The 23,985-nt window shown below is 37.5% G+C and carries 24 protein-coding genes; 5 read left to right on the top strand and 19 right to left on the bottom strand.

The features are described 5' to 3' along the window. Positions 1-145: 145 nt before the first annotated feature. From glcT to V7138_RS17795, 5 genes are all read right to left on the bottom strand, one after another. Positions 146-988, bottom strand: coding sequence for a glucose PTS transporter transcription antiterminator GlcT (glcT, locus tag V7138_RS17815; RefSeq protein WP_335399847.1), 843 nt, complete (start codon positions 986-988; stop codon positions 146-148). A 72-nt stretch (positions 989-1,060) separates the two neighbouring features. After that, positions 1,061-2,335, bottom strand: a complete 1,275-nt coding sequence (locus V7138_RS17810) for an ATP-binding protein (RefSeq protein ID WP_335399844.1) — start codon at positions 2,333-2,335, stop codon at positions 1,061-1,063. A 290-nt stretch (positions 2,336-2,625) separates the two neighbouring features. Next, entirely contained in the window at positions 2,626-3,378 is a 753-nt protein-coding gene (locus tag V7138_RS17805; protein ID WP_335399842.1) for a VOC family protein, read from the bottom strand. 69 nt (positions 3,379-3,447) lie between these two features. After that, on the bottom strand, positions 3,448-4,830 hold the full coding sequence (locus V7138_RS17800; protein WP_335399841.1) for an L-cystine transporter: 1,383 nt from the start codon (positions 4,828-4,830) through the stop codon (positions 3,448-3,450). A gap of 151 nt (positions 4,831-4,981) precedes the next feature. Further along, on the bottom strand, positions 4,982-5,389 hold the full coding sequence (locus tag V7138_RS17795; RefSeq protein WP_335399839.1) for a VWA-like domain-containing protein: 408 nt from the start codon (positions 5,387-5,389) through the stop codon (positions 4,982-4,984). A 158-nt stretch (positions 5,390-5,547) separates the two neighbouring features. Here V7138_RS17795 and V7138_RS17790 point away from each other — a divergent pair, with 158 nt between their 5' ends. Further along, positions 5,548-5,826, top strand: coding sequence for a hypothetical protein (locus V7138_RS17790; protein WP_335399836.1), 279 nt, complete (start codon positions 5,548-5,550; stop codon positions 5,824-5,826). A gap of 72 nt (positions 5,827-5,898) precedes the next feature. Beyond that, complete coding sequence (locus tag V7138_RS17785) at positions 5,899-6,462, top strand: thioredoxin family protein (protein ID WP_335399833.1); 564 nt, start codon at positions 5,899-5,901, stop codon at positions 6,460-6,462. Positions 6,463-6,568: 106 nt separating this feature from the next. Here V7138_RS17785 and V7138_RS17780 read toward each other — a convergent pair whose 3' ends face one another. Next, positions 6,569-7,069 (bottom strand): hypothetical protein, encoded by a 501-nt coding sequence (locus V7138_RS17780; RefSeq protein ID WP_335399830.1) that lies wholly within the window; start codon positions 7,067-7,069, stop codon positions 6,569-6,571. 523 nt (positions 7,070-7,592) lie between these two features. Between V7138_RS17780 and V7138_RS17775 the strand changes: the two genes are divergently transcribed. Then, positions 7,593-7,823, top strand: a complete 231-nt coding sequence (locus V7138_RS17775) for a hypothetical protein (RefSeq protein ID WP_335399827.1) — start codon at positions 7,593-7,595, stop codon at positions 7,821-7,823. Between the two features lie 51 nt (positions 7,824-7,874). On the opposite strand, the gene V7138_RS17770 is transcribed toward V7138_RS17775, so the two are convergent. After that, positions 7,875-8,375, bottom strand: coding sequence for a spore coat protein (locus V7138_RS17770; RefSeq protein ID WP_335399824.1), 501 nt, complete (start codon positions 8,373-8,375; stop codon positions 7,875-7,877). Positions 8,376-8,456: 81 nt separating this feature from the next. Beyond that, entirely contained in the window at positions 8,457-10,247 is a 1,791-nt protein-coding gene (recQ, locus tag V7138_RS17765; protein ID WP_335399822.1) for a DNA helicase RecQ, read from the bottom strand. A 314-nt stretch (positions 10,248-10,561) separates the two neighbouring features. Between recQ and V7138_RS17760 the strand changes: the two genes are divergently transcribed. Beyond that, positions 10,562-11,614 (top strand): YeiH family protein, encoded by a 1,053-nt coding sequence (locus V7138_RS17760; protein ID WP_335399820.1) that lies wholly within the window; start codon positions 10,562-10,564, stop codon positions 11,612-11,614. Positions 11,615-11,631: 17 nt separating this feature from the next. On the opposite strand, the gene V7138_RS17755 is transcribed toward V7138_RS17760, so the two are convergent. From V7138_RS17755 to V7138_RS17740, 4 genes are all read right to left on the bottom strand, one after another. Beyond that, positions 11,632-12,063, bottom strand: a complete 432-nt coding sequence (locus V7138_RS17755) for a hypothetical protein (RefSeq protein ID WP_335399817.1) — start codon at positions 12,061-12,063, stop codon at positions 11,632-11,634. Between the two features lie 82 nt (positions 12,064-12,145). Then, positions 12,146-14,509, bottom strand: coding sequence for an FdhF/YdeP family oxidoreductase (locus tag V7138_RS17750; protein ID WP_335399815.1), 2,364 nt, complete (start codon positions 14,507-14,509; stop codon positions 12,146-12,148). A 214-nt stretch (positions 14,510-14,723) separates the two neighbouring features. Next, entirely contained in the window at positions 14,724-15,086 is a 363-nt protein-coding gene (locus V7138_RS17745; RefSeq protein WP_335399813.1) for a DUF2294 domain-containing protein, read from the bottom strand. Between the two features lie 63 nt (positions 15,087-15,149). Further along, positions 15,150-16,415 (bottom strand): L-lactate MFS transporter, encoded by a 1,266-nt coding sequence (locus V7138_RS17740; RefSeq protein ID WP_335399811.1) that lies wholly within the window; start codon positions 16,413-16,415, stop codon positions 15,150-15,152. Positions 16,416-16,819: 404 nt separating this feature from the next. Here V7138_RS17740 and fdhD point away from each other — a divergent pair, with 404 nt between their 5' ends. Then, positions 16,820-17,629, top strand: coding sequence for a formate dehydrogenase accessory sulfurtransferase FdhD (fdhD, locus tag V7138_RS17735; protein WP_335400589.1), 810 nt, complete (start codon positions 16,820-16,822; stop codon positions 17,627-17,629). Between the two features lie 82 nt (positions 17,630-17,711). Here fdhD and V7138_RS17730 read toward each other — a convergent pair whose 3' ends face one another. The 7 genes from V7138_RS17730 to V7138_RS17700 form a co-directional block, all read right to left on the bottom strand. Continuing rightward, entirely contained in the window at positions 17,712-18,161 is a 450-nt protein-coding gene (locus V7138_RS17730; protein WP_335399808.1) for a CoxG family protein, read from the bottom strand. 136 nt (positions 18,162-18,297) lie between these two features. Then, entirely contained in the window at positions 18,298-19,047 is a 750-nt protein-coding gene (locus V7138_RS17725) for a Cof-type HAD-IIB family hydrolase (RefSeq protein WP_335399805.1), read from the bottom strand. Positions 19,048-19,079: 32 nt separating this feature from the next. After that, complete coding sequence (locus V7138_RS17720; protein ID WP_335399802.1) at positions 19,080-19,844, bottom strand: sugar phosphate isomerase/epimerase family protein; 765 nt, start codon at positions 19,842-19,844, stop codon at positions 19,080-19,082. A gap of 2 nt (positions 19,845-19,846) precedes the next feature. Further along, positions 19,847-21,409: a DUF4127 family protein gene (locus V7138_RS17715; protein ID WP_335399800.1), complete on the bottom strand. Its 1,563-nt coding sequence runs from the start codon at positions 21,407-21,409 to the stop codon at positions 19,847-19,849. A 12-nt stretch (positions 21,410-21,421) separates the two neighbouring features. Continuing rightward, a complete protein-coding gene (locus tag V7138_RS17710; RefSeq protein WP_335399797.1) occupies positions 21,422-22,021 on the bottom strand; it encodes a YesL family protein in 600 nt (199 codons plus the stop codon). 148 nt (positions 22,022-22,169) lie between these two features. Then, on the bottom strand, positions 22,170-23,015 hold the full coding sequence (locus V7138_RS17705) for a sugar phosphate isomerase/epimerase family protein (protein WP_335399795.1): 846 nt from the start codon (positions 23,013-23,015) through the stop codon (positions 22,170-22,172). Between the two features lie 91 nt (positions 23,016-23,106). Beyond that, positions 23,107-23,958 (bottom strand): MurR/RpiR family transcriptional regulator, encoded by an 852-nt coding sequence (locus V7138_RS17700; protein ID WP_335400587.1) that lies wholly within the window; start codon positions 23,956-23,958, stop codon positions 23,107-23,109. Positions 23,959-23,985: the final 27 nt, after the last annotated feature.

The following is a 23,985-nucleotide window of genomic DNA, read 5'->3' as shown; positions in this document are numbered from 1 at the left end:
ATAAAAAAGGCATGAGTAAGAGATAATTAAAAGAAGCCAAAGAATACTATCTCCAAAAATGGAGAATATATCCTGTTAAACTTCATTTAATCATTAACTTTACTCATGCCTGATCGAATCAGTGACACGTTAAAAAAAATGGTAGCTATTTAACTTTCTTTTGAAGCCTTTGCAAATGCATCGTCATATAGACAGCTTCTGCGTCAAAAACTGGCTTCTTCAATGTTTGTTGCATGATCTTAATGAGTTTCCATGAGAGATTATAGCATAAGGGGTATTCTTCTTTCAAGAGAGCAGAAATTTTTTCTGGTTCTTCTACTTTCTCTCCCGCTTTTACACGTTCAATTGCGAATCTCAAATGCCGCACAAGTCTCATATAATCAATGCTATTTTTATCAATCACTATTTTCAACTGATTCTCAATTGTTTCCACCAATTTTGTCACAAGTTGAGAATGCTGATTTACTTCTGATAATTCTTTATTGGAAATTGCACTGTGTATGTGAAGGGCTATAAATCCCGCTTCTCCTTCAGGCAAGTGTATATGAATTTCATCCTGAAATAGAGCCATGACTTCTTTCGCGATGTCGTATTCCATTGGATACAACGCTTTCGTTTCTATTAAAAAAGGATTGCGGATCTCCATCCCTTGCGAAATCCGAGCAACAGTAAATATCAAGTGATCGGTCAAGGCTACATGGATATGCTCATTTAACATCGCAGCCGTTCTGCTTTTAATTAACTCTATCGCGGAAATAATCACTCTCTGTAAATCATCCTCTAAATATGGTAAAAGCTTAATATAGTTTTTTTGTTCTCTTTCATTCTTTAGGACGAACAGCTTTTCCACGCCAGCACTATCCAGTACCTCGTGCTTCTTTCGGTTAAAGCCGATGCCCTTTCCTATTATAACGACCTCTCCATAGTCAGAGTGATCTGCAATGATAACATTATTATTCAGAGCTTTAGATATGATAATGTCAGACATCTTAATTCCCCACTTTTTATGCTTTTCATACCATTCATATCCTATATGAGTGAGTAGAAGAAATCAATCATTTTACCTTGCTGGGCTCTCCTTATAGTAATGTCTAACCGGTAAGGTAATGATTACTTTCGTTCCGAGTCCGACTTTACTTATAATGTTAAATGTACCTTTATGGTCTTGGATAATCTTATTACTCATCGTAAGACCAAGTCCCATTCCTTTTTCTTTTAACGTAAAAAAAGGCTCTCCAATTTTTTTAAGTCTTTCTTTTGGAATTCCGACCCCAGTGTCAATAACTTCAATATTGACTTTATCATTGTTAACTTTTGTACGAATTCTTATTTTGCCTCCAGCAGGCATGGCATCAATGGAATTTTTCATCACATTGACAAATACTTGAATGAGTTCATTCTTATCCCCATAAAGAATGGCTTCTCCAGCGTCATTTTCTACCAAAACTTCGACATTATGTAGGATTGCTTCATGTGATGTGAGTTGAATGACATAATCAATCAGGTCGCTGACTTTAAATTCTTTGAGAATCTTACTCTGAGGCTTGGAAAACACGAGTAATTCACTAACAATTTGATTAATTCGATCAAGCTCAGATAAGATAATATCTGATGTGTTTGACTCGTTTTTTTCCTTTTGCAATTGTACAAAGCCTTTTATCGTCGTGAGTGGGTTACGAATTTCATGAGCAATTCCTGCTGCCAATTCACCAACAACAGAGAGTTTCTCTCTTCTGCGAGCAAGCTCTTCAGCAGCCTTCACATTTGATACATCCCTTCCAATTGTCACAAGGCCTGCACGTTTTCCTTCTTCGAATAAAGGAACACGGATGACATCAAAGGTTTTCAGTTCTCCACTCGGAATGAGGATGGTTTGCTCATAACGAGTCTCCTTACCGATTTTCCATGTTTCTTCATCTAATTTGACATTCCGAAACAAATATTCCTCAAATTCTGGGAACATCTGGGCAATTTCTAAATCGGTTTTATTTTTATACATATCCGTTTGAAGACTGTAAAGTTCTTTCGCATACCGATTAATCCGGATCCACCGGCCTTGTCCATCTTTAAAACAGACGAAATCAGGCATCGCATTAATGAGAGTCGTTAGTTCATTTTGCTCTTCTAATGCTTTAATATAGGCATCGTGTTTCTTAATGATAAGATGAATCAGAACAGTCGTGATAATGACAAAAACGAGTCCTTTACCAATTTGAAAATAGCTATCATTTACTGATGGAAATTGATCGATAATAAATTCAGAAAATGTAATCCATAACAGGCTTGCCAAAAAATAAATGACCAGCAGTCTCTTTTTAAATACTTCTTTAAACATGACAAGCACCCCGTAATCATTTGACAATTAATTTAATTTGCTGTATAATAATATTTTGCTCCCTTAAAACTTATAACATAATTTTTGATATAGATGAAGTACTAATTTCGTTTTATCTTTTACATTTGAGAAAGACTTATTCACACTGGATCGGCTTCGGAGCCGTTAGGACGAAAGAGAGGTAGGGCTTTCGTTGTTTAAGATTTTCAAATCTACCGCGGCAATAAAAATTATGAAAAGTGAATCACGCCCAAAACAAGAACCAACCGTGTAAATACGGTTGGTTCTTGTTATAATCGGTACGTTGCTCCATGAATAATCTTTGTTTTACCTTTACTTGGTTCAATGCCGATGATGTAGGGTCGCTCTCCCCTTGGATGATCCTCTTTACAAAAGTACACGTTAATTGATTCTAAATCCACTTGTAAAGCTTTTTGTTTAGTGCCTGGCAGGATAGTGTCTAATAGGGTTCCATTGAATAAATCAGCCCAAAGCTTTGCTGTTGTGGAGGGTTCCTTCACCGAGTATCCGATGTAGGAGATGCTTTTGGTACCTGGAACATATATCCCTTTTCCAATCAAATCCTTTTCCCTTACTCCATCTTCTTCTCCCCATTCAATAAAAAAAGGCATTGGCTGAAGGTGCCGGATAAAAAGCATGGACCACTGGAGCAATGTACCATCTGAACGTTTGCGTGATCCCGGAAAAGGTCCAAGAGTCTCGAACCCTTTTTCAGATAGCATCCTCTTTACTTTTTTAATAGAAGATGTTCGAAACGCAATTTGAGAAAGCCCTTCACCTAGTTGATAATCTTCATAAAGATGCCAACTAAACGGATGACTTCCTTCTTTTGTAACCTCTATGTTATTGATTCCAATCCATTCAATGTAGGCTAGATTTTCAAAATAACATAATGAATTGTACGTTCCCCAATTTTCATGGTTTCCACCCCTCGCAGTATGAAAACCCAACAACTGAAAAGCTGCCATTGCATTATGCGGGTCTTTTACATAATGAACAACATGGTCAAAACGAATCTCCAACAAATCATCTCCATCTCGGGTTTTACTTAATTTTACCAAAAAAGCAAGACCCAATGAAGGGTCTTCTTTTTATGCACCAAGTGATTGAGTTGGGCTTGAATATGTTTCGGTATCAAGTTCGTTTGTAATTCGACTTGTAAGCACTCCTGCTGTCATACTGCCACTTACGTTAAGTGCTGTACGCCCCATATCGATTAAAGGTTCAACAGAAATTAATAAACCAGCTAAAGCTACAGGCAAATCAAGAGCTGACAAGACAAGGATCGCAGCAAATGTTGCACCGCCTCCAACACCAGCAACACCAAAGGAACTAATTGCAACAATCACTACTACAGTTAATATAAAAGATGGGCTCAATGGATTAATACCAACAGTAGGAGCAATCATGACCGCAAGCATCGCTGGATACACACCAGCACAGCCATTTTGTCCTATAGAAAGCCCAAATGAACCTGCAAAGTTGGCAATTCCTTCTGATACACCTAAATCATTAGTCTGTGCCTTGATATTAAGCGGTAAGGTTCCCGCACTAGAGCGAGAAGTGAAGGCAAAGGTTAACACAGGGAATGCCTTTTTCAAGTACGTGATTGGATTTAAACCAGCAAATGTTAACAACAATAAATGGATGGCAAACACAATCAATAACGCGACATAGGAGGCAACTACGAATTTTCCAAGTTTATAAATGGCCCCGTAATCACTAGTAGCTGTAACACGTGTCATAATTGCAAGAACACCATAAGGAGTTAAACGTAAAATAATAGTCACGACACGCATGATAACTGCATACAGCGCATCAATTATTTTAGCAAACATTTGCGCATTCTCTGGATCCTTACGGCGAACTCCAAGATAAGCCATTCCGATAAATGCTGCAAAAATAACAACCGCAATGGTAGAAGTTGAACGAGCTCCCGTAAAATCTAAAAATGGATTGGCTGGCAACAAATCAACAATTTGCTCAGGAAACGTTTTATCTTGTATACCTGCATATCGTTCTTCAATCGCTTCTCCTCTAGCTGTTTCAGCGTCTCCAGCTTCGATTTGGATGGCTTCTAAATCAAATGCTACAGTTGTCCCAATCCCAACAAGTGCCGAAATTGCCGTTGTCCCTACTAATATTCCAAGAATTAGGAAGCTAATTTTCCCGATATTATTTGCTAATTTCATCTTCGTAAATGCCGATACAATTGAAATGAAAACAAGCGGCATAACAATCATTTGTAAAAACTTCACATAACCATTTCCTACAATATTATACCAACTAATAGACTCGGAAATAACCTCTGAATCAGCCCCATATATTAGCTGAAGAACGAGACCAAATACAATTCCTAAGCCAAGTGCTGCAAATACTCGTTTTGAAAATGATACATGCTTTTTCTGCATATAAACTAATAATAATAACAATAAGACCATCAATACGATATTTACAATACCGAGTAAACTCATATACTTTTCCCCCTTTTATGTATCAATGTATTAAAATATAATTCAGTTTTTACCTATCCGTCAAGGGAGAAGTGAATCAATTTAAAATAAATACATTCCCAACAAAAAAATACCCAGAATTCAAATGATTCTAGGCATTTTTATTCATAATTCAGGCAACTTTTATAGCTTTTCCAAAAGGCATTTTCGGGACATAATCGTCTGGAATCAGCCAAAACACTTCCGCTTTTACATCCAATTCATCGTAAAAATAGCCCGTGACATCTGTAATATAAAACAATGTATCAATTTTCTCTTCATCTGCCCATTCAAGCACTTCCGTATAGGAGGACTTTCCATGCGTATAATATTTAATAGTAGGGTTTTGTATAGATGTGATGCTTCTTATTTTAAAATCAGCTTGAACAAGCTGTGCTTCTGGCACCATTTCTCCAAAGAATTTTATGATATTGTTTATTAAAATTGAGCGCACCTGGTTTGTCGAGGTATCTATGGCAAGTGCAATCTTCTTGTCTTTTCGATCCTTAAGTAAACCCATCAGTGACCTTTGCCATCTCACGCAGCATTCAACCTCCTCATGCTTAATCACCAAAGGATGACCTTGGCTCCTCTATTTTGTCACGTTTTTCGACCAAATATGAACTGTTCAACTAACAATACTTGGATAGCTATTTCGAAGGGCTATAGGCAAAACTATCAATTATTGGGGGAATGAAAATGAATATCTCAAAGCAAGAATTAGTTAAAAAACTAGCAGAAAATAATGGAATTGGCTTTGTCGAACTTGGTGGAACTCTGCATGAAATTAAACTTTCAAATGGAAATCAAATTACTTTTACAGGTGCTTGTTGGAAATGGGAGCAAACAGAAATGCCTTCAGCTCACGGGGACTACCATGTGTTAACAGATGTTCTTGTTGAAGAAGACCTGATGATACCAAGATTTCCAATACATGATGCCTATGAATTTTACGAATCTGTTCAAGATTTTTCATAAGCATCTAAGTGGTATGATTTTCCTTAATCATTTATAGTAGAGGCAGATAGTTCAATTGAGGAGGAATACATAATGGCAGACTTAAAACCATGGTTTGAAAAAGGCATGAACCAATACGACTACATCAATAGCATGCAAGTTCACAAAGAAAACCTTTTGAAGGTCTATAATCAGTTTCGTTTAGACGAATCTGATAAAGAATTACTTCAATCCCTTCAAGAAAAGGAGCTAAAAGCGATTATTTTAGCAGCCGATTGGTGTGGAGACGCAATGGTCAACCTCCCTATTCTCATGAGAATTGCGGATGAAGCATTGTTAGAAACACGTTATTTAATTCGCGACGAAAATTTAGAATTAATGGATCAATACTTAACAAACGGTAAATCACGTTCAATTCCAATTATTATTTTTGTGAATAAGGATTTCGAAGAGATTGGTAAATGGGGGCCAAGAGCACCTGAAGCCCAAGCAATTGCCGATGAATTAAAGGCAAATGTACCTGATAAAGAGTCTCCTGAATATGAGGCTGCATTTAAGGCATTTATTAACAAGTTTACTGAGCGTATTACAACTGACGGGGCACTTTGGAATGATATAAAACATAGCATCATTTCCACGTTGAAAAAAAACGCATAATAGTTTGCACCCAAAACATATACTATTGCTAAGACCGTCCACTACTTCCAACATCGCTTGTTGCGGGACTAACCAGAACGGATATGTGGGCGGTCTTCTTTGTCTTTTATAATGGGGGGAATACATGTATAAGAAACACAAAGGTAAATAGAAAAGCCGTTGTATAATGAAATTTTCGCCGAAACCCTGATGACTTTTGATGACGCAGGTACCCGGCAAAAAGCGTCAACGCCAAGCAAAACAAAGCAAAAATGCCACTTATGATTTTAGGATTTAAAAACCCAATAATCTCTCCGAATTTTGCAAGCATTATCCCCCCATGAAACACAATCAAAATAGTTCCAATGATCGCAAGCTGGATATGAGTCTTCATCATGTAGCGTGACAATTTCGCAAGTGTTATCTTCAGCTTGCGAACCTTCGTCCTGCGGATGACAAGAAAGATAAAGTACATATTTACATTTACGATAAAGAGGATGATTGCGATTTGGGCGAAAACTTGCCCTAATATCACGACCTGTGAGTCATGCGTTCTAAAAACCCATATGTAAATAAACGTGCTTATTACGAGTACTGCATTTAAGAATATCCAAATATAATAGGCCATTCCATCCCTCCCCTTCTTTCACCCATTTTACTAGATGGTTATGAAATGTGTAGTGTGGGATATCACTAGGGGTATTGATTGTTGTAATGGAATATTTCTGTGTTGATAATAGATTGATTTTGTTCGTAAATGGCTATAGTTGGACAATTTGCTGGTACCTGGTCTCCTGCTTTTTTCCAAGTGAATGCAGTTAACTGAGTTTGCTAGTACTCAATATCCTAACTTTTTCCAAATGCATGCGCGTTAACGGAGTTTGCTAGCACTCACTCTCCTAGTTTTATCCAAATACATGTACGATAACGGGGTTTACCAGCACTCATTCACCTAACTTTTTCCAAATGCATGCATGATAACGGAGTTTACAGGCACATAATCTCCTGATTTTATCCAAAAACATACTTGATAACCTGGTTTAGCAATTTCCCTTTCCCAATTAATGAAGTTGTAGGTTTAGGGTTTCTCCCCTATCCTCCTCCAAACATGCTAGAATTGAAGGTAGAATCTTGAAATGGAGGTATATGATATGTCAACTTGCAATATCGATCACTCAAAAGAAGATGTAAGTAAAAAGCTTCAAAGCCAAGAAAATTTTCTGCCGAAGGAGCTTTACAACAAAGCTGCTCAATTCCTAGAAACCGAACGTACCCAATTAACATTGAATGAATTATTTCATCTTTTAAAAAAATACGATCTAGCTCCAAAAGAAGAACAGCAAGAACGAAACCATGCGATGGAAAAGCTTTTTGAAGCATAAATCGATTTCTACTTAGGCAAAAGGCACCAAATTTGATGCCTTTTGCTAGGTTTACATTGATAGAGCCTTTCTCGCTAGTGTCACATCATGACTTAGCAATTTTTCAAAATCATAGGACGGATAATACCCGTTTTTGTACATATAATTATATACATTGGCATGACATTGAATGGCTTTTTGTAAATGTTTAGAGAACACATCTCGCAATTGCGGCGTCGCAGTCTCGGTGACTGCAATTGCATAATTACGGACAGATGTTTTAGCAAACGCTAATAAATCACCTGCATAAAAGGCTGGATCCAAACGTCTTTCTGCAACATCCTCACGTGGAGCCATATTGTAAAACCTTAATAACTCATTAAGATTTGCTTCAAGGTCCCTAATGGTTTGTTGATATAGTTGTCTTAATTCACGATCCTGAACCTTTCCAATCGCATCCTTAAGTTTCATAAGACCTATAGACTGAAATACTACGAGTTCATGAAGCTCAAGTGTTTCATGCCAAGCAAGTGTTTTTTGTCTTTGCTCATCTGGGTAACTGTTTATAGACATTTTCTTCTCTCCCTACACAATAGTCCATATCAGTACTATTCAGGACGCATTAATATGGTTAATTGTCCTAGGTAAAATGGGCTATTGATGGGTGAGAGCCTCTTTGTCCTCAACATACTGTCGTATCGCAGTTAAGAAATCCTCTCCATAACGCTCTAGCTTCGTCTGGGCAACCCCTTTAATTTCAAGGAGCTCTTTCTCATCCATAGGAGCCACTTCACTCATTTCTCGTAATGTGCTATCTGAAAAGACAATATACGGTGGCACGCCATCACGTGCCGAAATACTTTTGCGGACATCGCGAAGGATTTCAAATAATGTATTATCGGTAACAACCTGCTTTTTCTGCACCTGTTCCTTCTTGTAAATTTTAACTTCCCCTTTTAGAACAGGTAATGCCTTTGCATCAAGGATAAGCACAGGATATTGGGAATTGGTCAGTTTGACATACCCTTCTGCAGTCAAAAAGTCGATCAAACCAACGATTTGTTTTTCCGAATACTGCTTTAGTAAGCCATAGGTAGACAAAGACGTAAATCCAAACTGTTGAATTTTTTTATTCTTTGACCCTTTTAACACCTGAGCAACCAATGTCTTTCCATAGCGCTCCTTCATCCGTTTGATACACGAGAATACCATGAGTGCCTCTGTTGTCACATCGATTTTTTCACGGTCATCTGTACAGTTAAAACAACGTCCGCATTCAGCGCTTTCCATCTCACCAAAATACTCTAGTATGTAGCTTTGTAAGCATTTCTCGGTGTGACAATAGTCAATCATTTGCTGGAGCTTGTGATATTCCTGCTCCTTTTTCCCTTCATCCGTAGTGGATTGCTCTATTAGAAATTTTTGGAGCTGGATATCCTGCGAGGCAAATAATAGATAACAATCACTTTTTTCACCATCCCGTCCTGCTCGCCCGGCTTCTTGGTAGTAGGCTTCAATATTCTTCGGTAAGTTATAGTGAATAACATACCTTACATTACTTTTATCAATCCCCATACCGAAAGCATTTGTCGCAATCATTACATTCACAGTGTCAAATAGGAAATCCTCCTGTGCTTGTTTTCGCTCTTCATCTGAAAGGCCTGCATGATATTTCCCTACTAAAAATCCTTCCTTTTCTAGAAACGAATGAAGTTCATTTACCTCACGACGAGTTGCCGCATAAACAATTCCCGATTGATTCTTATTCTCGAGTACAAAGCTTTTTACAAAATCTCGCTTGTTCTCACCTTTTAAAACATTGAATGTTAAATTATCTCTCGCAAACCCAGTGATAAATACAGCATAGGGGTCAATCTGAAGCTGGCTACAAATATCTTCTTTTACTTCAACTGTTGCTGTTGCCGTTAATGCGGCTACAACCGGTTTTGATGGCAATTCTGCAATCATAAAATGGATATTTCGGTAGCTTGGCCTGAAATCATGCCCCCATTGTGAAATACAATGTGCTTCATCAACGGCAATCATTGAAATAGGTATGGAAGATAAAAGGGATCGAAACTGAGAGGATTCAAGTCGTTCAGGAGCAATATAAATGATTTTATAACGGCCAGCACGTGCTTCCTGGAGTCTTTCCTGAATTTCCTGCATTGATATACTACTGTTAATATAGGTGGCTGAAATCCCGACACTAAGCAATGTGTCTACCTGGTCCTTCATTAAAGAAATTAATGGAGAAATGACTATCGTTGTTCCCTCAAAAATGAGGGCTGGAATTTGATAGCATATCGACTTTCCACCCCCAGTAGGCATAATCGCGAGTGTATCATTTCCTTGTAAAATGTTCTCGATAATGGATTCCTGCCCCGGTCTGAAGGAGGGATACCCAAAATACGATTGTAGGACTTGCTTTGCTTGTTCAATCATAAAAAACACCTTTTTTATTTATTTTACTTATTTTGGTAAAAATGTGCGTTTGACGTAGTGTACTACCCCACATGTCCAAGGGATGTTGTGCATACTATACAGTGTGGTGTTAGCTCCTTATTCTTTATCTGTTCGTGTTGGGAAGTGAGAAATCACTTCCCCTTTTTTTGGGCCACACGTGGTGGTCACAAAACGTTTCATTCTTATTCTTAAATCTATAGTTAAGTTAATTATAAAGGAAGAAGAAAAAAGTGGGAAGGGTATCCGCGCTGTGTTAAGATAAAAAGTAGAAAATGATGTTAAGGATGAAGCATATGAGCAACGCAAATCTACAAGTATCGGAAACATATGAAAAAAAATCTTTTAAATTCAATTTTCCACTTACATTTCGTAATAAGCTACCTGGTGTGGCTCTTGTTTTTATGATAGGAGTTTTGGCGAACTCTTTAGGGAAAGATTTCCCATTAATCGGAGGGGCTGTAATTGCGATTATTATCGGCATCCTTGTCCGAAACTTTCTACGTATTCCAGCTGTCTATACTGAAGGGATTTCCTATACGTTAAAAACCTTATTGAAAACAGCCATTGTTCTTTTAGGTTTCGGTCTTAGTTATTCTAGTATCTTTCAGCTTGGGTATGAAGCAATCTTTTTAGTCATTATTGCGGTTTTAGCTGGTATTCTTTTTACATTTATTGTGGCCAAGTTGTTTAAACTAGAAGGAAATATTCCCATTCTGGTTTCACTCGGAACTGCAATTTGTGGAGCAACTGCTATTGTAACATCTAGTCCAATTATTCGTGCGAAAGAGGAAGAAACAGCGTATGCCATTAATACCATTTTTGCATTTAATGTATTGGCCGTTTTATTCTATCCCCTTTTAGGACAACTTTTTTCGCTGCCCGATCATATTTTTGGTATGTGGGCAGGTGTCGCGATACATGATACTTCATCGGTCGTGGCTGCGGGGTATAGTTATAGCAGTGCAGCTGGAGATACATCCGTTGTAATCAAATTAATTCGAACACTCATGCTTGTTCCTGCAGCTCTAATTCTATCAATCTATATTTCAATGAAATCAAAAGAGAACACAACAAATAAGGTGAAAATAAGCAAGGTATTTCCATCCTTTATATTATTTTTCGCCGGAGCTGTTGCGGTGAATACGATCTTCTCCCTTCCATCATCGCTTATAAGTGTAACGGATGGAGTGGCAAAATTCTTAATCCTCATGGTGATGGCAAGCGTTGGACTAGGTACAGATTTTAAAAAGATTAAATCCGTAGGTTTACGCCCATTATTTGTAGGACTCATTTCATCCATTATGATGGGGATTGTAACCTTGTCCATTATCCTTTTACTATATTAAAAAAAGAAGTTGGGAACTCATTTCCCAGCTTCTTTTCGTTCCTCCAAAATATCGCAAATGATTTCAATGTGGAAGGATGCCCACGCTTTTTCGCGGAAATGGAGGACAACGGTAAAAAACAGGAGAAAAAAATAAAGGACGGTGAAAAGAATTAAATAAAAATGTCCTCTTCCAAACAGAAATTTTTGCAATTGGTTTGAAAAAAGAAATAAAAACCATGGAACGGCTGTGATTAAAATTGGAATGATTCCAGATCCATTTTGTTCTTTTAACATGCGGTAATATATGATTTTTAAGGTTTGCGAGTCAATCCCTTCATAAAAATGCTGGATTTTACGCACTTCCTCCATTTCCTTCAGATGCATAAAGGTTCGATCCCTTCGCGCATTCCTTTTTAGCTTTAGATAAATTTTATGTGCATCTCCACGAAACGATATCAATTGTAACACCCCAGGAATTCAAGATTATTCTTAACAGTTCCCTGATAACTACATAAAAATGCCCCCCAATTTAGATTTGGGGGGCGATTTATTACGCTGGAGGATTTACGTCTAAATCATCCTCAATTTCTTTTTCTTGGTATTGCGTGTCTTTTCGTGCATTAAAACGTTCTGCTTTTTCAACATATACTGCAATGTTGTAATCAGGGATACCTGCAAATTTTTCATAGCGTCCTTTTGGTAACAAGAAGTTACCTTCTGGGAAGAACACGCCAAGATTTTTTCTTGCGATATCCGCAAATTTTGCTTTTCCTTGGAAGACACCAAATCCATTGTGTACCACAATCGCTTCACCTTCTCGAATACGCAGCTCTGCAGCATCCTCTGGATTGATTAGCACATCATAGCGTCCTGCTCCATTAAATGGATCAACCTCTTTATAAATCATCGAATTAAACTGTTTACCACGACGTGTGGTTAACACGAATTGTTCTTCTTTTTTACCAAAGTCAGGAATTTCAACTGGAATTAAGTTCCCTCTACCATCTGGAGTTGGACAAATTCCACCTTCACAAAGCCACGCTCCACCCCATTGGAACACATCTCCTTTTTTCTTGAGGTGTTGAATTCCATTGTAGTTTGGGTTTGCAATCGCAATTTCATCACGAATTTCTTGGCCACTCTTAAAATCGATGAGATGCGCTTTTTCTGGCTTAACTCGCTTAGCGAGGTCAACATAAATCTTCCACTCAGCACGTGCTTCTTTAATTTCATTCTTATTTCCATCTATTTCAGGTGAAAAATACACCATACGCTCAGTCGACGTTGAAGTCCCGCCACCCTCTTGCTCATAACGCGTTTTTGCAGGTAAGACAATCACTGCTTCTTTTGCATCTACAAGTGTCGATGTATTCAAGATAATGTCTTGATGGACACGGATATCAAGGTTTGACAATGCTTTTTCAACGAAAACAGGGTCTGGCATGGTTTCCAGGAAATTCCCACCGGACATATAATAGAGTTTTACTTTTCGCTCATGGTCTTCTGGAAGTAAGATATTTTCTAGAGTTACTCCGACAATATCCCCTTGCCATTTTTCAATCTCAAAGCCCCAAACTTTTTCAAGGCGCTCGATATTTTTTTCATCAAATTCACCACCAGGTAGTACAAATGGGTCTGCTCCCATTTCACCCGACCCTTGTACAGAGGAGTGACCACGGAATGGCATGAGTCCATTGTATTTACGTCCTAAGTGACCACGTAGAAGAGCAAGATTGGCTACCTGTGAAATATTATCGGTTGCAAACGAATGCATGGTTAAGCCCATCGCCCATGTATACACTGCATTTTTGCTCTTTGCCAGTAGCTCTGCCAACTCGCCAATACGTTCTTTGGACACACCAGATGATTTCTCAATTTCTTCCCAGTTTTGCGCTTTCGCATGTGCTTTTAACTCTTCGTAACCATTCACATGTTCCTTTACGAATTCATGATTGATTGCAGATCCTTGCTGCTTTTCCTCCATTTCAAACCAGTGCTTCATAATTCCGAACATAAAGGCAATGTCTCCACCAATGCTCACTTGATAGAAATCATCCGCAAGCTTCGTTCCAAATAATGCGGATTCCATATTGGATGGAATCCAATATTTATCCATTGCCGGTTCTCTATGCGGGTTAATCACAATGATTTTTGTGCCACGCTTTTTCGCTTCTAGCATGTATTTTGTAGAAACAGGTGAGCTGTTTGATGCGACACTTCCCCAGAATACTAATACATCTGTGCCCATCCAATCTTGGTAATTAGCTGTTGAAGCCCCAACACCTATGGACCGCTTCATCGCTGTTTTACTAGGAGAGTGACAAATACGGGAAGCGTTGTCAATATGGTTTGTTCCTAAGAATCGAGAAACCTTAGCAGCAACATAATACGATTCATTTGTAATTCCCCTAGAAGTTAAATAAAATGCATATTGCTTTGGATCTAGCTTCTTCATTTTATTGGCTACCATATCCATCGCTTCATCCCAGGAGATTCTAGAAAACTTTCTTTCTCCTTTTCTGCGAATCATTGGATATGGAATTCTTCCAAGCTTTCGCAGTTCAGTACTGTTATACTTGCGGAGTTCATCAATATCTGCATGAAGAATCTCTGAGTTAATTGCTGGCATTGTGCTTAGACGTAGCACATTGAGCCTAGTTGTACACATATGCGGCCCCTTCAGTGTTTGATCATATAGACCAGAAACTCCAAGGGCACAGCCGTCGCAAACACCCTGCGTTAAAATACGTGTTGCATATCCAATATTATCCTTATTTTCCCAAGCAACTTTCATGGTGTCACGAATATGCTTTGGCTTCACCTTTCCTAACCCAAAGGGAATCGGACTGACCCAGTGCTTTGGTTGTGGCATTTTCGTAGATTTAATTGGTCCCTGATGCTTCGTTTCTCCCATGATTAATCCCCCTCTTCCTACTTGTTATTACTATGTGTATGGTAAAAGCTAACTTATATTAACTGTGCTTTCTGTATTCATACTGCTTATTCCTTTTAAAAAGCTTAAATTATAGAAAAAACCACCGAAACATGATTCTAGGATGTTAGAAAAATGAAACGGTGGTTAGTCTTTAGCAGGGTCGCTACCAAGTGCCAACACAAGATGTTGTCTTTTATTTAGTTAAAAACTTCTTTTCTAGATCTTGATCAAATACAAAGACGGACATTCCGAAATCTCGGTCAATATCAATATCTACAAATAAATCGACTAGGTTTGAACCTAAAAATTCTTCCATTTCAACGGGCCTGTTTTTGCGATACATTTCTTTTACCATTTCGGTTCTTGCCGCACGAAGCATTTGTTTTCCTTCATCTGCGGCTGCAATAAATTTTTCCACTGGAGATAGGTTACCTTCCATTTCACAAATGGCCCAGTTTTTACAAAACGTTGTTGTGATTTTACTTGGTCCTTTCCCCATGTGCTTTTTGCGAAAAGACCTTACTAGATTGCTAAACTCTGCTTCGTACTTATTCATTTTTGTTCTACCCTCTTATTCCAAACTTCATTAACCTTAGTTAATCAAGATTACCAATGAATGTCAACTAGCAAGCTCAGCACCTTTTCCAGCTTGTTGTTTTCGCAGTTTCTTAATATCCAAACGGATCAAAAGTGAAATCGCCAATGCGACCGCAAATAGTGCCGTAAACACTGTTAAACTTTGTGTATAGCTTCCTGTGGTGTCACGAATCCATGAAGCGAACATCGGACCAGCAAGTCCTGCAGCTGCCCATGCAGTTAAAATATAACCGTGGATGGCCCCAAGTTGTTTTGTTCCAAACAAATCGCCGATGTATGCAGGGATCGCTGCGAACCCACCACCATAACAAGTGTATATAAGCGCTAGTAAGATTTGGAATAACAATGGATTAGACACATATGGAAGTAACGGGAATGCAATAACTTGAATAACAAAGAATACTGTATATGTATTCGGTCTTCCTAAATAATCAGAAACTGATGCCCAACCAATACGTCCAAGGCCGTTAAATGCACCTAAAACCCCAACTAATGCTGCAGCTGCGACTGGAGTTAATCCTACACTTTCTTGAGCGAGTGGTGAAGCAGCAGAGATAATTGCAATTCCGCAGGTCACGTTTATAAAGAGCATAAGCCATAAGTAATAAAAACGTTTTGTTTTAACAGCTTGGTTTGCAGTTAGTTGTGATAAATCCTGTTTGACCTGTTTAGCTCCACTTGCAACCTTTTCCTTAAAGCCAGCTGGTAACCAACCTGCCTGAGGGGGAGCAAGGTATAGGGATGACACGATCATAATAATAAAATATGAAATTCCTAAAATATAAAATGTATTTGCTATTCCCACGGATACAATAAGCTTTTGCATGATTGGACTACTAATTAGAGATGCAAATCCAAAGCCCATTATTGCTAGTCCTGTAGCCATTCCACGTCTATCTGGGAACCATTTAACTAATGTGGATACAGGTGCAATATAACCAACGCCTAGACCAATTCCACCTAAAGCACCATAGAATAAATATAATAATGGCAATGATTCTAAGTTGATTGCAAGCCCAGATCCTGTGATTCCCACACCAAAGAAAAGCGCAGCAAGAATACCAGATGCACGAGGGCCATATTTTTCAACAAAATGCCCTAGAAAGGCTGCGGATAATCCTAAGAAAAGGATCGCAATACTAAATGTCATGCTGATGTCGGTTAAATCCCAACCGAATTCTGATTGAAGTGGCTTTGTAAATACACTCCATGCGTATACAGAACCAATCGATAAGTGAATTCCTACTGCCGAGGCTGCGATCAGCCACCGATTTTTCGTCTTTTCCATTTCAACTCTCCTTTTTTTGAACTATTGGTGTTTAATTTTGCAGTATCTGTTCTTAGAACAAAAAAACCGCCAACAGCCCTATGCTTAAATAAGCAAATAAGGATGATGACGGTTAATTTACCTAGCAGGATCGCTACTACAAAATTAACAGTAATCGCTTTCAACATTCGACCTTTTGCAGCAGAGACAGGTTCGCTATCCTGTGACAAAAGTGTGTCGATATTGTGAACTCTTTGTTACGATAGTATCAAACCTAGCAAAATAATACAATAGATTTTCGTTAAATTATTTTGAGTTATGAAAATATTTAAGAGTTGTCTTACCAAAAAAAGTATGTTTATATATTAGTAATCAATTAGAGTTTACTATCATTGGTCAGTTCAATTGGAAAGTGAGGTGTATCGATTATGGATTCTATTACTATTCGAAAAGAGATTATCAAATTTGAAGATGGTCAATTATTTAACGACGATGATCAAATCGTTACTGAATTTCCATTAACGATTCTTTTAAATCAACAGGAATTTGCGACGATGGTATGTACCCCTTCAGAGCTAGAGGAACTAGTGATTGGTTTTTTGGCTTCAGAAGGTGTCATCCGTTTTAGAGACGAAATCAAAAGTCTCCATATTGATGAAGGCCAGGGCTATGCATATGTTGAAACGACAACTCAGGTGACTACAAGTCAGGAATATTATTCAAAGCGTTTTATCGGTTCTTGCTGTGGAAAAGGCAGACAATTTTACTTTGTGAATGATGCAAAGACAGCGAAAACATCAACATCAACGATTACCCTTACACCGGAAGAATGCATCGGCTTAATGAATGAAATGCAGCAAAATAGCATTGTTTTTAAAGACACGGGTGGCGTGCATAATGCTGCACTTTGTACACCAACAGAAATGATTGTGAACCGAACCGATATCGGGAGACATAATGCCTTAGATAAAATATACGGATACTGCTTACTGAATAAAATTCCAGTTCGTGATAAGGTGATCGTGTTTAGCGGTCGAATTTCTTCAGAGGTCTTATTAAAGGCTGCAAAGATTGGGGTCGGCATTGTATTATCTAAATCAGCACCTACTGATTTAGCGATTAAAATGGCAGAAGAGCTTAATATTACCGCTGTTGGCTTTATTCGTGGTGGTAAGCTTAACATCTATTCACATCCAGAGCGAATTGTTAAAGCTTCTTTTGAAAGCACTTTCTAATCGGAAAGGCGCAAGCAACCTGAACAGCCTCGAATATAAAAGAAAGAGATTAGCAGAGTTGTTCTACTAATCTCTTTTGTATTTACGTATTCTGAAATAGTTCTTGTACGTTTTTCATGAATTCCTCGGATTGTTTATTGCTCGATCCCTTCATCAAAACCTCTCCAACCTTGGCTAATTTTCCCGACAACTCAAAATCCATTTCATATTCGACGAGTGTTTTATCCGGTTCAATTTCCTTCAGGTTGGCCGTCAGAGTATTTGTAAAGGAGCCCGCAAGTGATACCGGCTTTCCCTTCATTTCGACGACGATTCTCTCATTTTTTACAGACTCTTTTAACTCCCCTACCCCTTGTATTTTAATTGGGACAAATTGGACCTTGACCTCAACCAATGTTTCATATTTTGTTGGACTTACTTGTTTAACTTCTTTACAGCCCGGAAAACATGGCCCTAATTTCATTGGGTCCATAAAAACAGAATAGACACGTTCTCGGTCTGCATGTACGATAAATTGATCAGCTTTTTTCAAAATCCCACTCCTAACGATAATTTCTAAGATGATGTTACAAGTTTATTAGGGTATTTTGAATGTAGAACAACAAGTTTTGTCAATATCGAAAACCATCAAAGGAAAATCCTTCATATTTCTTTATTCGTAAAAGATTTTAACGATAATCGGTTTCGAATATGTATTGGCATATTGCCCTTGCTACCCCATCCTTTTCGTTTGAGGAAGTAATCACATCTGCACTACTCTTGATCTTCTCTGATGCATTTTCCATTGCAACACCCAACCCAACAGATTTGATGAGTTTCAAGTCATTAAAACTATCTCCGATTGCCATTACGTTCTCTAGTTCGATATCTAACAAACTGCAAACCTTTCGAATACCATACTCCTTTGTTATCCCTTTTGCTGAAATCTCAATATTATTATCTGCGGACTGAGTAATTTCTAAATGGTCCCAACTTTCTAATTCAAGCTTTAGTTTTTCGATTAAAGTTACATTACTATTTAATAAGCCAAATTTCATCCATTTTTCATTTACATCATCATCCTTCCAATCGTTTTTTCTAATGAAGCGGTCTGCAGTAAAGCCCCAAAACCAGGAGTCGGTTTGAATGGCAAGTTGGTGAAGTCTTAGGATGTCGCGAGTCCTTAAATAATGTCTTTCAAATAAATCATCCGGTGTTTTCCAAATCTCTGCACCATTTAAAAACACCATTGGTGAATGAAGGGCCAATTCTTTTCTAAATACCTCTGCCATTTGTCGACCTCTACCAGTTGCAATGGAAACAATAACCCCATTCTCTACTGCCTTTTTAACCCAATATTTAGTTGGCAAAGTAATTTCCTTATTCTCATTTAAGGTTGTTCCATCTAAATCTAAAGCAAGTAAACGATATGGAAGCAAGGTTCAAACTCCTTTCGTATACATTGATTTTCTTATGGGAATCGTTTTACAGATTGATTTACAAATTCAATATTTTTCATCTCGAAATTTATATAATAGTGCGTTTCCTTAACCCATTCAAGAATTAGATCAAAAGGAATTTCTCCATTTCCTACTGCCAAATGTTCATCCTTGATTCCATGGTTATCGTTGATGTGGAATCCTTTAATAAATTCCTTTAGAGCTAATAATTCCTCTACAAACTTACTTCTACTCGCTAAGTACGCATGCCCGGTATCAAAGCACAAGCCCACTTTATCTTGATTGATTCTATTCAGAATAGGTAATAGATCATCACTCGTAGATCCTATTTCATATTTATAAGGGGGGACATTTTCCAGTAGAAGAATTGTATTTTCAGGTATTGCATGAACTTTTTTATCAAAAAAGTCCTGAATGTTAGTTAACCCTTTTTTATAATCTGAGGCTCTACCCGGATGACAGAGTAAATAATCACTATGAAAGTATTTCGCTAATTTTATACACTTGTTCCAAATATCTTCTGTTTCCTCAATAACCTTTGGATCACTTGAAGCTGGATTAAACTTCTTATTCGGCAAATGGAATTGAACTTTCGCCTGATATTTGACGAGTAAATCATGTAATTGAATACACTTTTGTTCATCCCAGAATAACATTTCATACCCATGCCCTTCACACATAATTTCAATCCTCATCCACCCATGCTCCAGGAGGGTATATATGGCTTTTTCAATTGGCAGATGGTACAAAACGTATGAAGAAATTATATAGTTCATAACTATTTCTCCTCGTAAGGGTGAAATGTCAAGTCGAATCCTACTTCAAACATACGTTTCCATGGGGAATACACATTATTCAACATGATTTTCCCTTCCGATAGATCAGATAAGTGATTCTCAATAAAAACGGAAAGCTGTTTTTTTATCAAGTTTTCGATATTGTCTAGTTGGTCTGAAATATCGAAATAGGTTCCACCAAGACGAGGTACATCATGTGTAGATACATGCCTTCTAGCAATTGTTTGGTAGCCCCAGTCCTCTACAAGCCTAGAATAATAGAATTCTCTGCTCTTCCTCTTCCTATCTGTATTAACTACGTTTTGTTTATTAAAATAGGATTCAATGATTGTATGTGAAATGACAGTTCCTAATGTATTTCCTGATGTATTCCATCCTGCATAGGCATCAACTTCTTCCACCAGCCCTACTTTTTTTATAAAATTCATCAGGGTTTGGTCACTTCCATTACAAGTCGCCACATCTGCTAATCCAATCACTTTCCCCTTTTTTACAAAATATTTTAATGCATGGACAAATTCCCGATAGTTAACTTCGGAGGAATACGATTGATGCCTTTCATAAAAGGCTTGATTTGGTTCGGCGACCCCTGATTGGCTTACCGCAGGTGAATGTGTAAATAATAGTGCATCAGCCTCAATTGAATTGTCAGCAACTATACCACCCATTGCGGTTATATGTGATTTTATACTTTCATGTAAACTTCGGTCCTCATATTTTGGAATGATAAAAGGTCCTTTTGTGGAGGAGTATCTGATATAAATGGATGGTGTAAAATTATGAATTTCACAGAAAGCCTTCGCAAATAAAGTACAGCCTATTTCATCTGCACCGGGGTAAATCGCTATCTTATCGAATAAATTCAATTGTTCAACTTTAGATACGAGAACTTTTTGCTCAATTGAACTAAAACCAAATTCGGCATTATCATCAAGCGGAATAATTAATGAATCAATCAAGCCTTCATCCACCAGTTCGATTGAAGCATTATTTATGAAGGTGTTTATCTTTCTCCTTCCGATAAAATCATTTAATACATCTGAAGGAATTTCTGCTTTCAGTTCAGTTAGCTTATGGACTTCTGTTTCAGTAAGTTTGCTTCTTGTTTCTTTATCTATTAATTTTCCATAAGTAGAAATATTTTCGCCGTAAAACTCGTAATAAGTAGGTTCTTCATCGCTACTATTATAATTCGGAACTCTCATAATTAAGTTAAATGCATAGATTGTAAGATTTTTATTTTGCTTTTTTAACTCCCGAATCAGATCAAGCCTAAACTGACATTCATCTTTAGATAACTTGTGTAATCTAGAAGGTACGATCCCTCCATAAACAAGCATATCCAATGAAATGATTAAATAATGAGCATCCTTCGTTTCTTGAACTAACCAATCTCGAATATCACTATATGCAGCAGGTATCTTCTTATTTCCTAATATTTTTTTACTCGGAACTTGTAAGGTCATATCTGCAGCAGCAGCTAGTTGTTGTGGATAGACAAGGTTACATGGTCTCTCATCTAGCGGTAAATACACGATTTTCATATACAAACCCCTTTATTCAATAGCAAATTTTTTAGAAATGGTTCTTTTACAAGTGTAGTAATTTACAAACCCTAACAGACTAAAGGCACATATAATAGGTAAAAACGGAACAAATGTCCAGGTAAAAATAATAATACTTATAAAAAGAAACATGATAATTGGAGTAGCAGGTCGGGTTGTTGATAAATAAAACGATTGTTTAATTAATTCCTTGTAAGACATATCAAAATCCACTAGCAATGGATAAATATATAAAGACATCGATAAAAAAGTCAAAGCAAATAAGCCAAATAACGGAAACATGATATAACGATAACCCCCCTCCAAATTCCACATAACGAGAAGGTCAGCCACCAAAACCACTCCAATTAGTAGTTGAAGTACTCCAATCATACTTGCCTTTTTAAAATACGTTTTAAAATCACGATAAAACGCTTTTGTTAATGACTGCTCATTTCCTTCTAATAAGCCTTTAATAACTCCAAGCATGGCAGAAGTCGATGCTGGGATTGTGATGATAGGAAGCGAGGAAATAAGCCATAATACATTTAAGAAACAGATATTTCCAATTGCCTCCATTACTTTAAACAACTTTCCATCATGCGAGAACACTTTACCACCACTTTCTTAATTGGAAGATTTATAGTTCAACATAATTTTGTATAATTTCAATAGTAAGAACTACCCCAAATTCTTTTTGAAGGAATTTCGAGTAGCTCTTTTGCGATTTGAGTTAGGAAATCTCCAGTGTTGTTAGTTTTTAAGACGACATGGCTTGTAAGATTTGTTTTAGATTATTCACTGACTTTTCTGCTCCTACTTTTGGATCGTCGGTTCCTTCATATTCTACAGAAAGCCATCCATGGTAATTGACACTTTTTAGCTCATGAATGACATGATTCAAATCCACTTTTCCTTCCCCAGCGACTGTTCCTACAAATTTATCACCGGATAATGAGCGAAAAGCATGACCCTCATATTCTTTTCCGACCTGAACAAAATCCTTAAAGTGCACATGTGCAACATATTTTTTTAATGCCGTTACAGCATGACTCGGCTCTTCATCTACTAAAAGGAAATTACCTGTATCAAGAGTGCTTCGTACATGGGTAGAATTGACAGTTTCAATTAATTCAGTAACTTGTTCACTTCTACCAGCAAAATACCCGTGATTTTCAATAGCAAGAATGATGCCTTGCTCTTCAGCATAATTAGCACATTCTTTTAAGCATTCGATGATCCAAGTTTTCCCCTGTTCATAGGAAACGTTTTCACTTACGTCACCACTAAAAATTCGAACGACATTTGTGTTCAGTATTTTAGCAATATCTATGCCGTTATATACTTTCTGAATCTCGGTTTTTCTTTCGTCTTCACTGGTCTTCACAAAATTATTTGAAATATCGTAGGCACTTACCATCAGATTTTTTTCTGACAACATACGCTTTACCCTTGGTATTTCTTGGTCCACATCTTTCCAGTACATATCTAAAAGCTCCACTCCATGCAGACCAATAGAAGAAGCATACTCAATAAATCCAAACACGTCCAGATTTTCATTTACTGTATATTTATGTAAACTATACATACTTACACTTGTTTTCATGATCATCACCCCAGCCCTTTATTCGTTTAATTTATCCCGCTACCTTATAAAAGAAGATGCAGCCAAAAACTGCATCTACTGTATAAAACAATTAGTACATTTTATCTAAAACCGCTTTTGCTGTCTGTTCAATAGATTTGAAGGTTTTGCCCTTATCCTTTAAGCCAATCACAGTTGTTAAAATATCAAGTAAATGAAGTTGGGCAATCTTTGAAGAAAATGCACCGCCTTGGAGTGGTGACTCCTTAGACGCAGCTAGTAAAATAACGTCTGCATACTTTGTAATTGGTGATCGTGCATGATTGGTTAGACAAATAACAAATGCGTTGTTATTTTCCTTAGCAATTCGAATTGCGTCAACAACATCTTTTGTACTTCCCGAGGTTGATATGCCGAAGACAACATCATCTCTTGTAGCAAGAGCCGCATTCATTGCCATGACATGAGAATCGGTGGAATGGATTACATTATATCCAAAACGCATGAACCGGTGATTTGCGTCCATTGCCGTTATACCGGATGAACCGATGCCGAAGCAAAACAATCGGTTTGCCGAGACAATCGCATTGGCAGCTTTCTCGAGTGCTTGTGTTTGTAATAAGTTAAGTGTATTTTCTAGTGCATATGTGTTTTGGGTTGTTATTTTTCGAGAAACTACTTCAAGTGTGTCATTCTCTTCAATTTTCCCATGTACATGCTCTTCAGGACTAACAAGGTTTTGTGCAACTGCTAACTTAAACTCCTGATATCCACGAAACCCAAGCTTCCGACAAAATCGAATAACAGTTGTCTCTCCTACTCCTGATTTTTCAGCAAGATCTGTTACTGACGAATAGACAGCTTCTTCCGTATCCAACATTACGAAATCTGCTACTTTTTGTTCAGCCTTTGTTAGTGATTTATAGATACTTGTAATCATTATAATTGGGTTCGATTTTGTCATAGTATTCATTGTTTACTCCTTCTTCTC

Origin of the sequence: Bacillus sp. JJ1533, assembly GCF_036965045.1 — a bacterium.
GTDB lineage: Bacteria > Bacillota > Bacilli > Bacillales > Bacillaceae_L > Ferdinandcohnia.
Note: the sequence above shows the minus strand (reverse complement) of the source record. Positions and strands in the feature narration are given on the sequence as shown.

Coding starts and splice junctions, on each gene's coding strand:
- glcT (WP_335399847.1), bottom strand. CDS start 988: ATGTCTGACATTATCATATCTAAAGCTCTGAATAATAATGTTATCATT.
- V7138_RS17810 (WP_335399844.1), bottom strand. CDS start 2,335: ATGTTTAAAGAAGTATTTAAAAAGAGACTGCTGGTCATTTATTTTTTG.
- V7138_RS17800 (WP_335399841.1), bottom strand. CDS start 4,830: ATGAGTTTACTCGGTATTGTAAATATCGTATTGATGGTCTTATTGTTA.
- V7138_RS17790 (WP_335399836.1), top strand. CDS start 5,548: ATGAATATCTCAAAGCAAGAATTAGTTAAAAAACTAGCAGAAAATAAT.
- V7138_RS17785 (WP_335399833.1), top strand. CDS start 5,899: ATGGCAGACTTAAAACCATGGTTTGAAAAAGGCATGAACCAATACGAC.
- V7138_RS17780 (WP_335399830.1), bottom strand. CDS start 7,069: ATGGCCTATTATATTTGGATATTCTTAAATGCAGTACTCGTAATAAGC.
- V7138_RS17775 (WP_335399827.1), top strand. CDS start 7,593: ATGTCAACTTGCAATATCGATCACTCAAAAGAAGATGTAAGTAAAAAG.
- V7138_RS17770 (WP_335399824.1), bottom strand. CDS start 8,375: ATGTCTATAAACAGTTACCCAGATGAGCAAAGACAAAAAACACTTGCT.
- recQ (WP_335399822.1), bottom strand. CDS start 10,247: ATGATTGAACAAGCAAAGCAAGTCCTACAATCGTATTTTGGGTATCCC.
- V7138_RS17760 (WP_335399820.1), top strand. CDS start 10,562: ATGAGCAACGCAAATCTACAAGTATCGGAAACATATGAAAAAAAATCT.
- V7138_RS17750 (WP_335399815.1), bottom strand. CDS start 14,509: ATGGGAGAAACGAAGCATCAGGGACCAATTAAATCTACGAAAATGCCA.
- V7138_RS17745 (WP_335399813.1), bottom strand. CDS start 15,086: ATGAATAAGTACGAAGCAGAGTTTAGCAATCTAGTAAGGTCTTTTCGC.
- V7138_RS17740 (WP_335399811.1), bottom strand. CDS start 16,415: ATGGAAAAGACGAAAAATCGGTGGCTGATCGCAGCCTCGGCAGTAGGA.
- V7138_RS17720 (WP_335399802.1), bottom strand. CDS start 19,844: ATGAACTATATAATTTCTTCATACGTTTTGTACCATCTGCCAATTGAA.
- V7138_RS17715 (WP_335399800.1), bottom strand. CDS start 21,409: ATGAAAATCGTGTATTTACCGCTAGATGAGAGACCATGTAACCTTGTC.
- V7138_RS17705 (WP_335399795.1), bottom strand. CDS start 23,015: ATGAAAACAAGTGTAAGTATGTATAGTTTACATAAATATACAGTAAAT.
- V7138_RS17700 (WP_335400587.1), bottom strand. CDS start 23,958: ATGACAAAATCGAACCCAATTATAATGATTACAAGTATCTATAAATCA.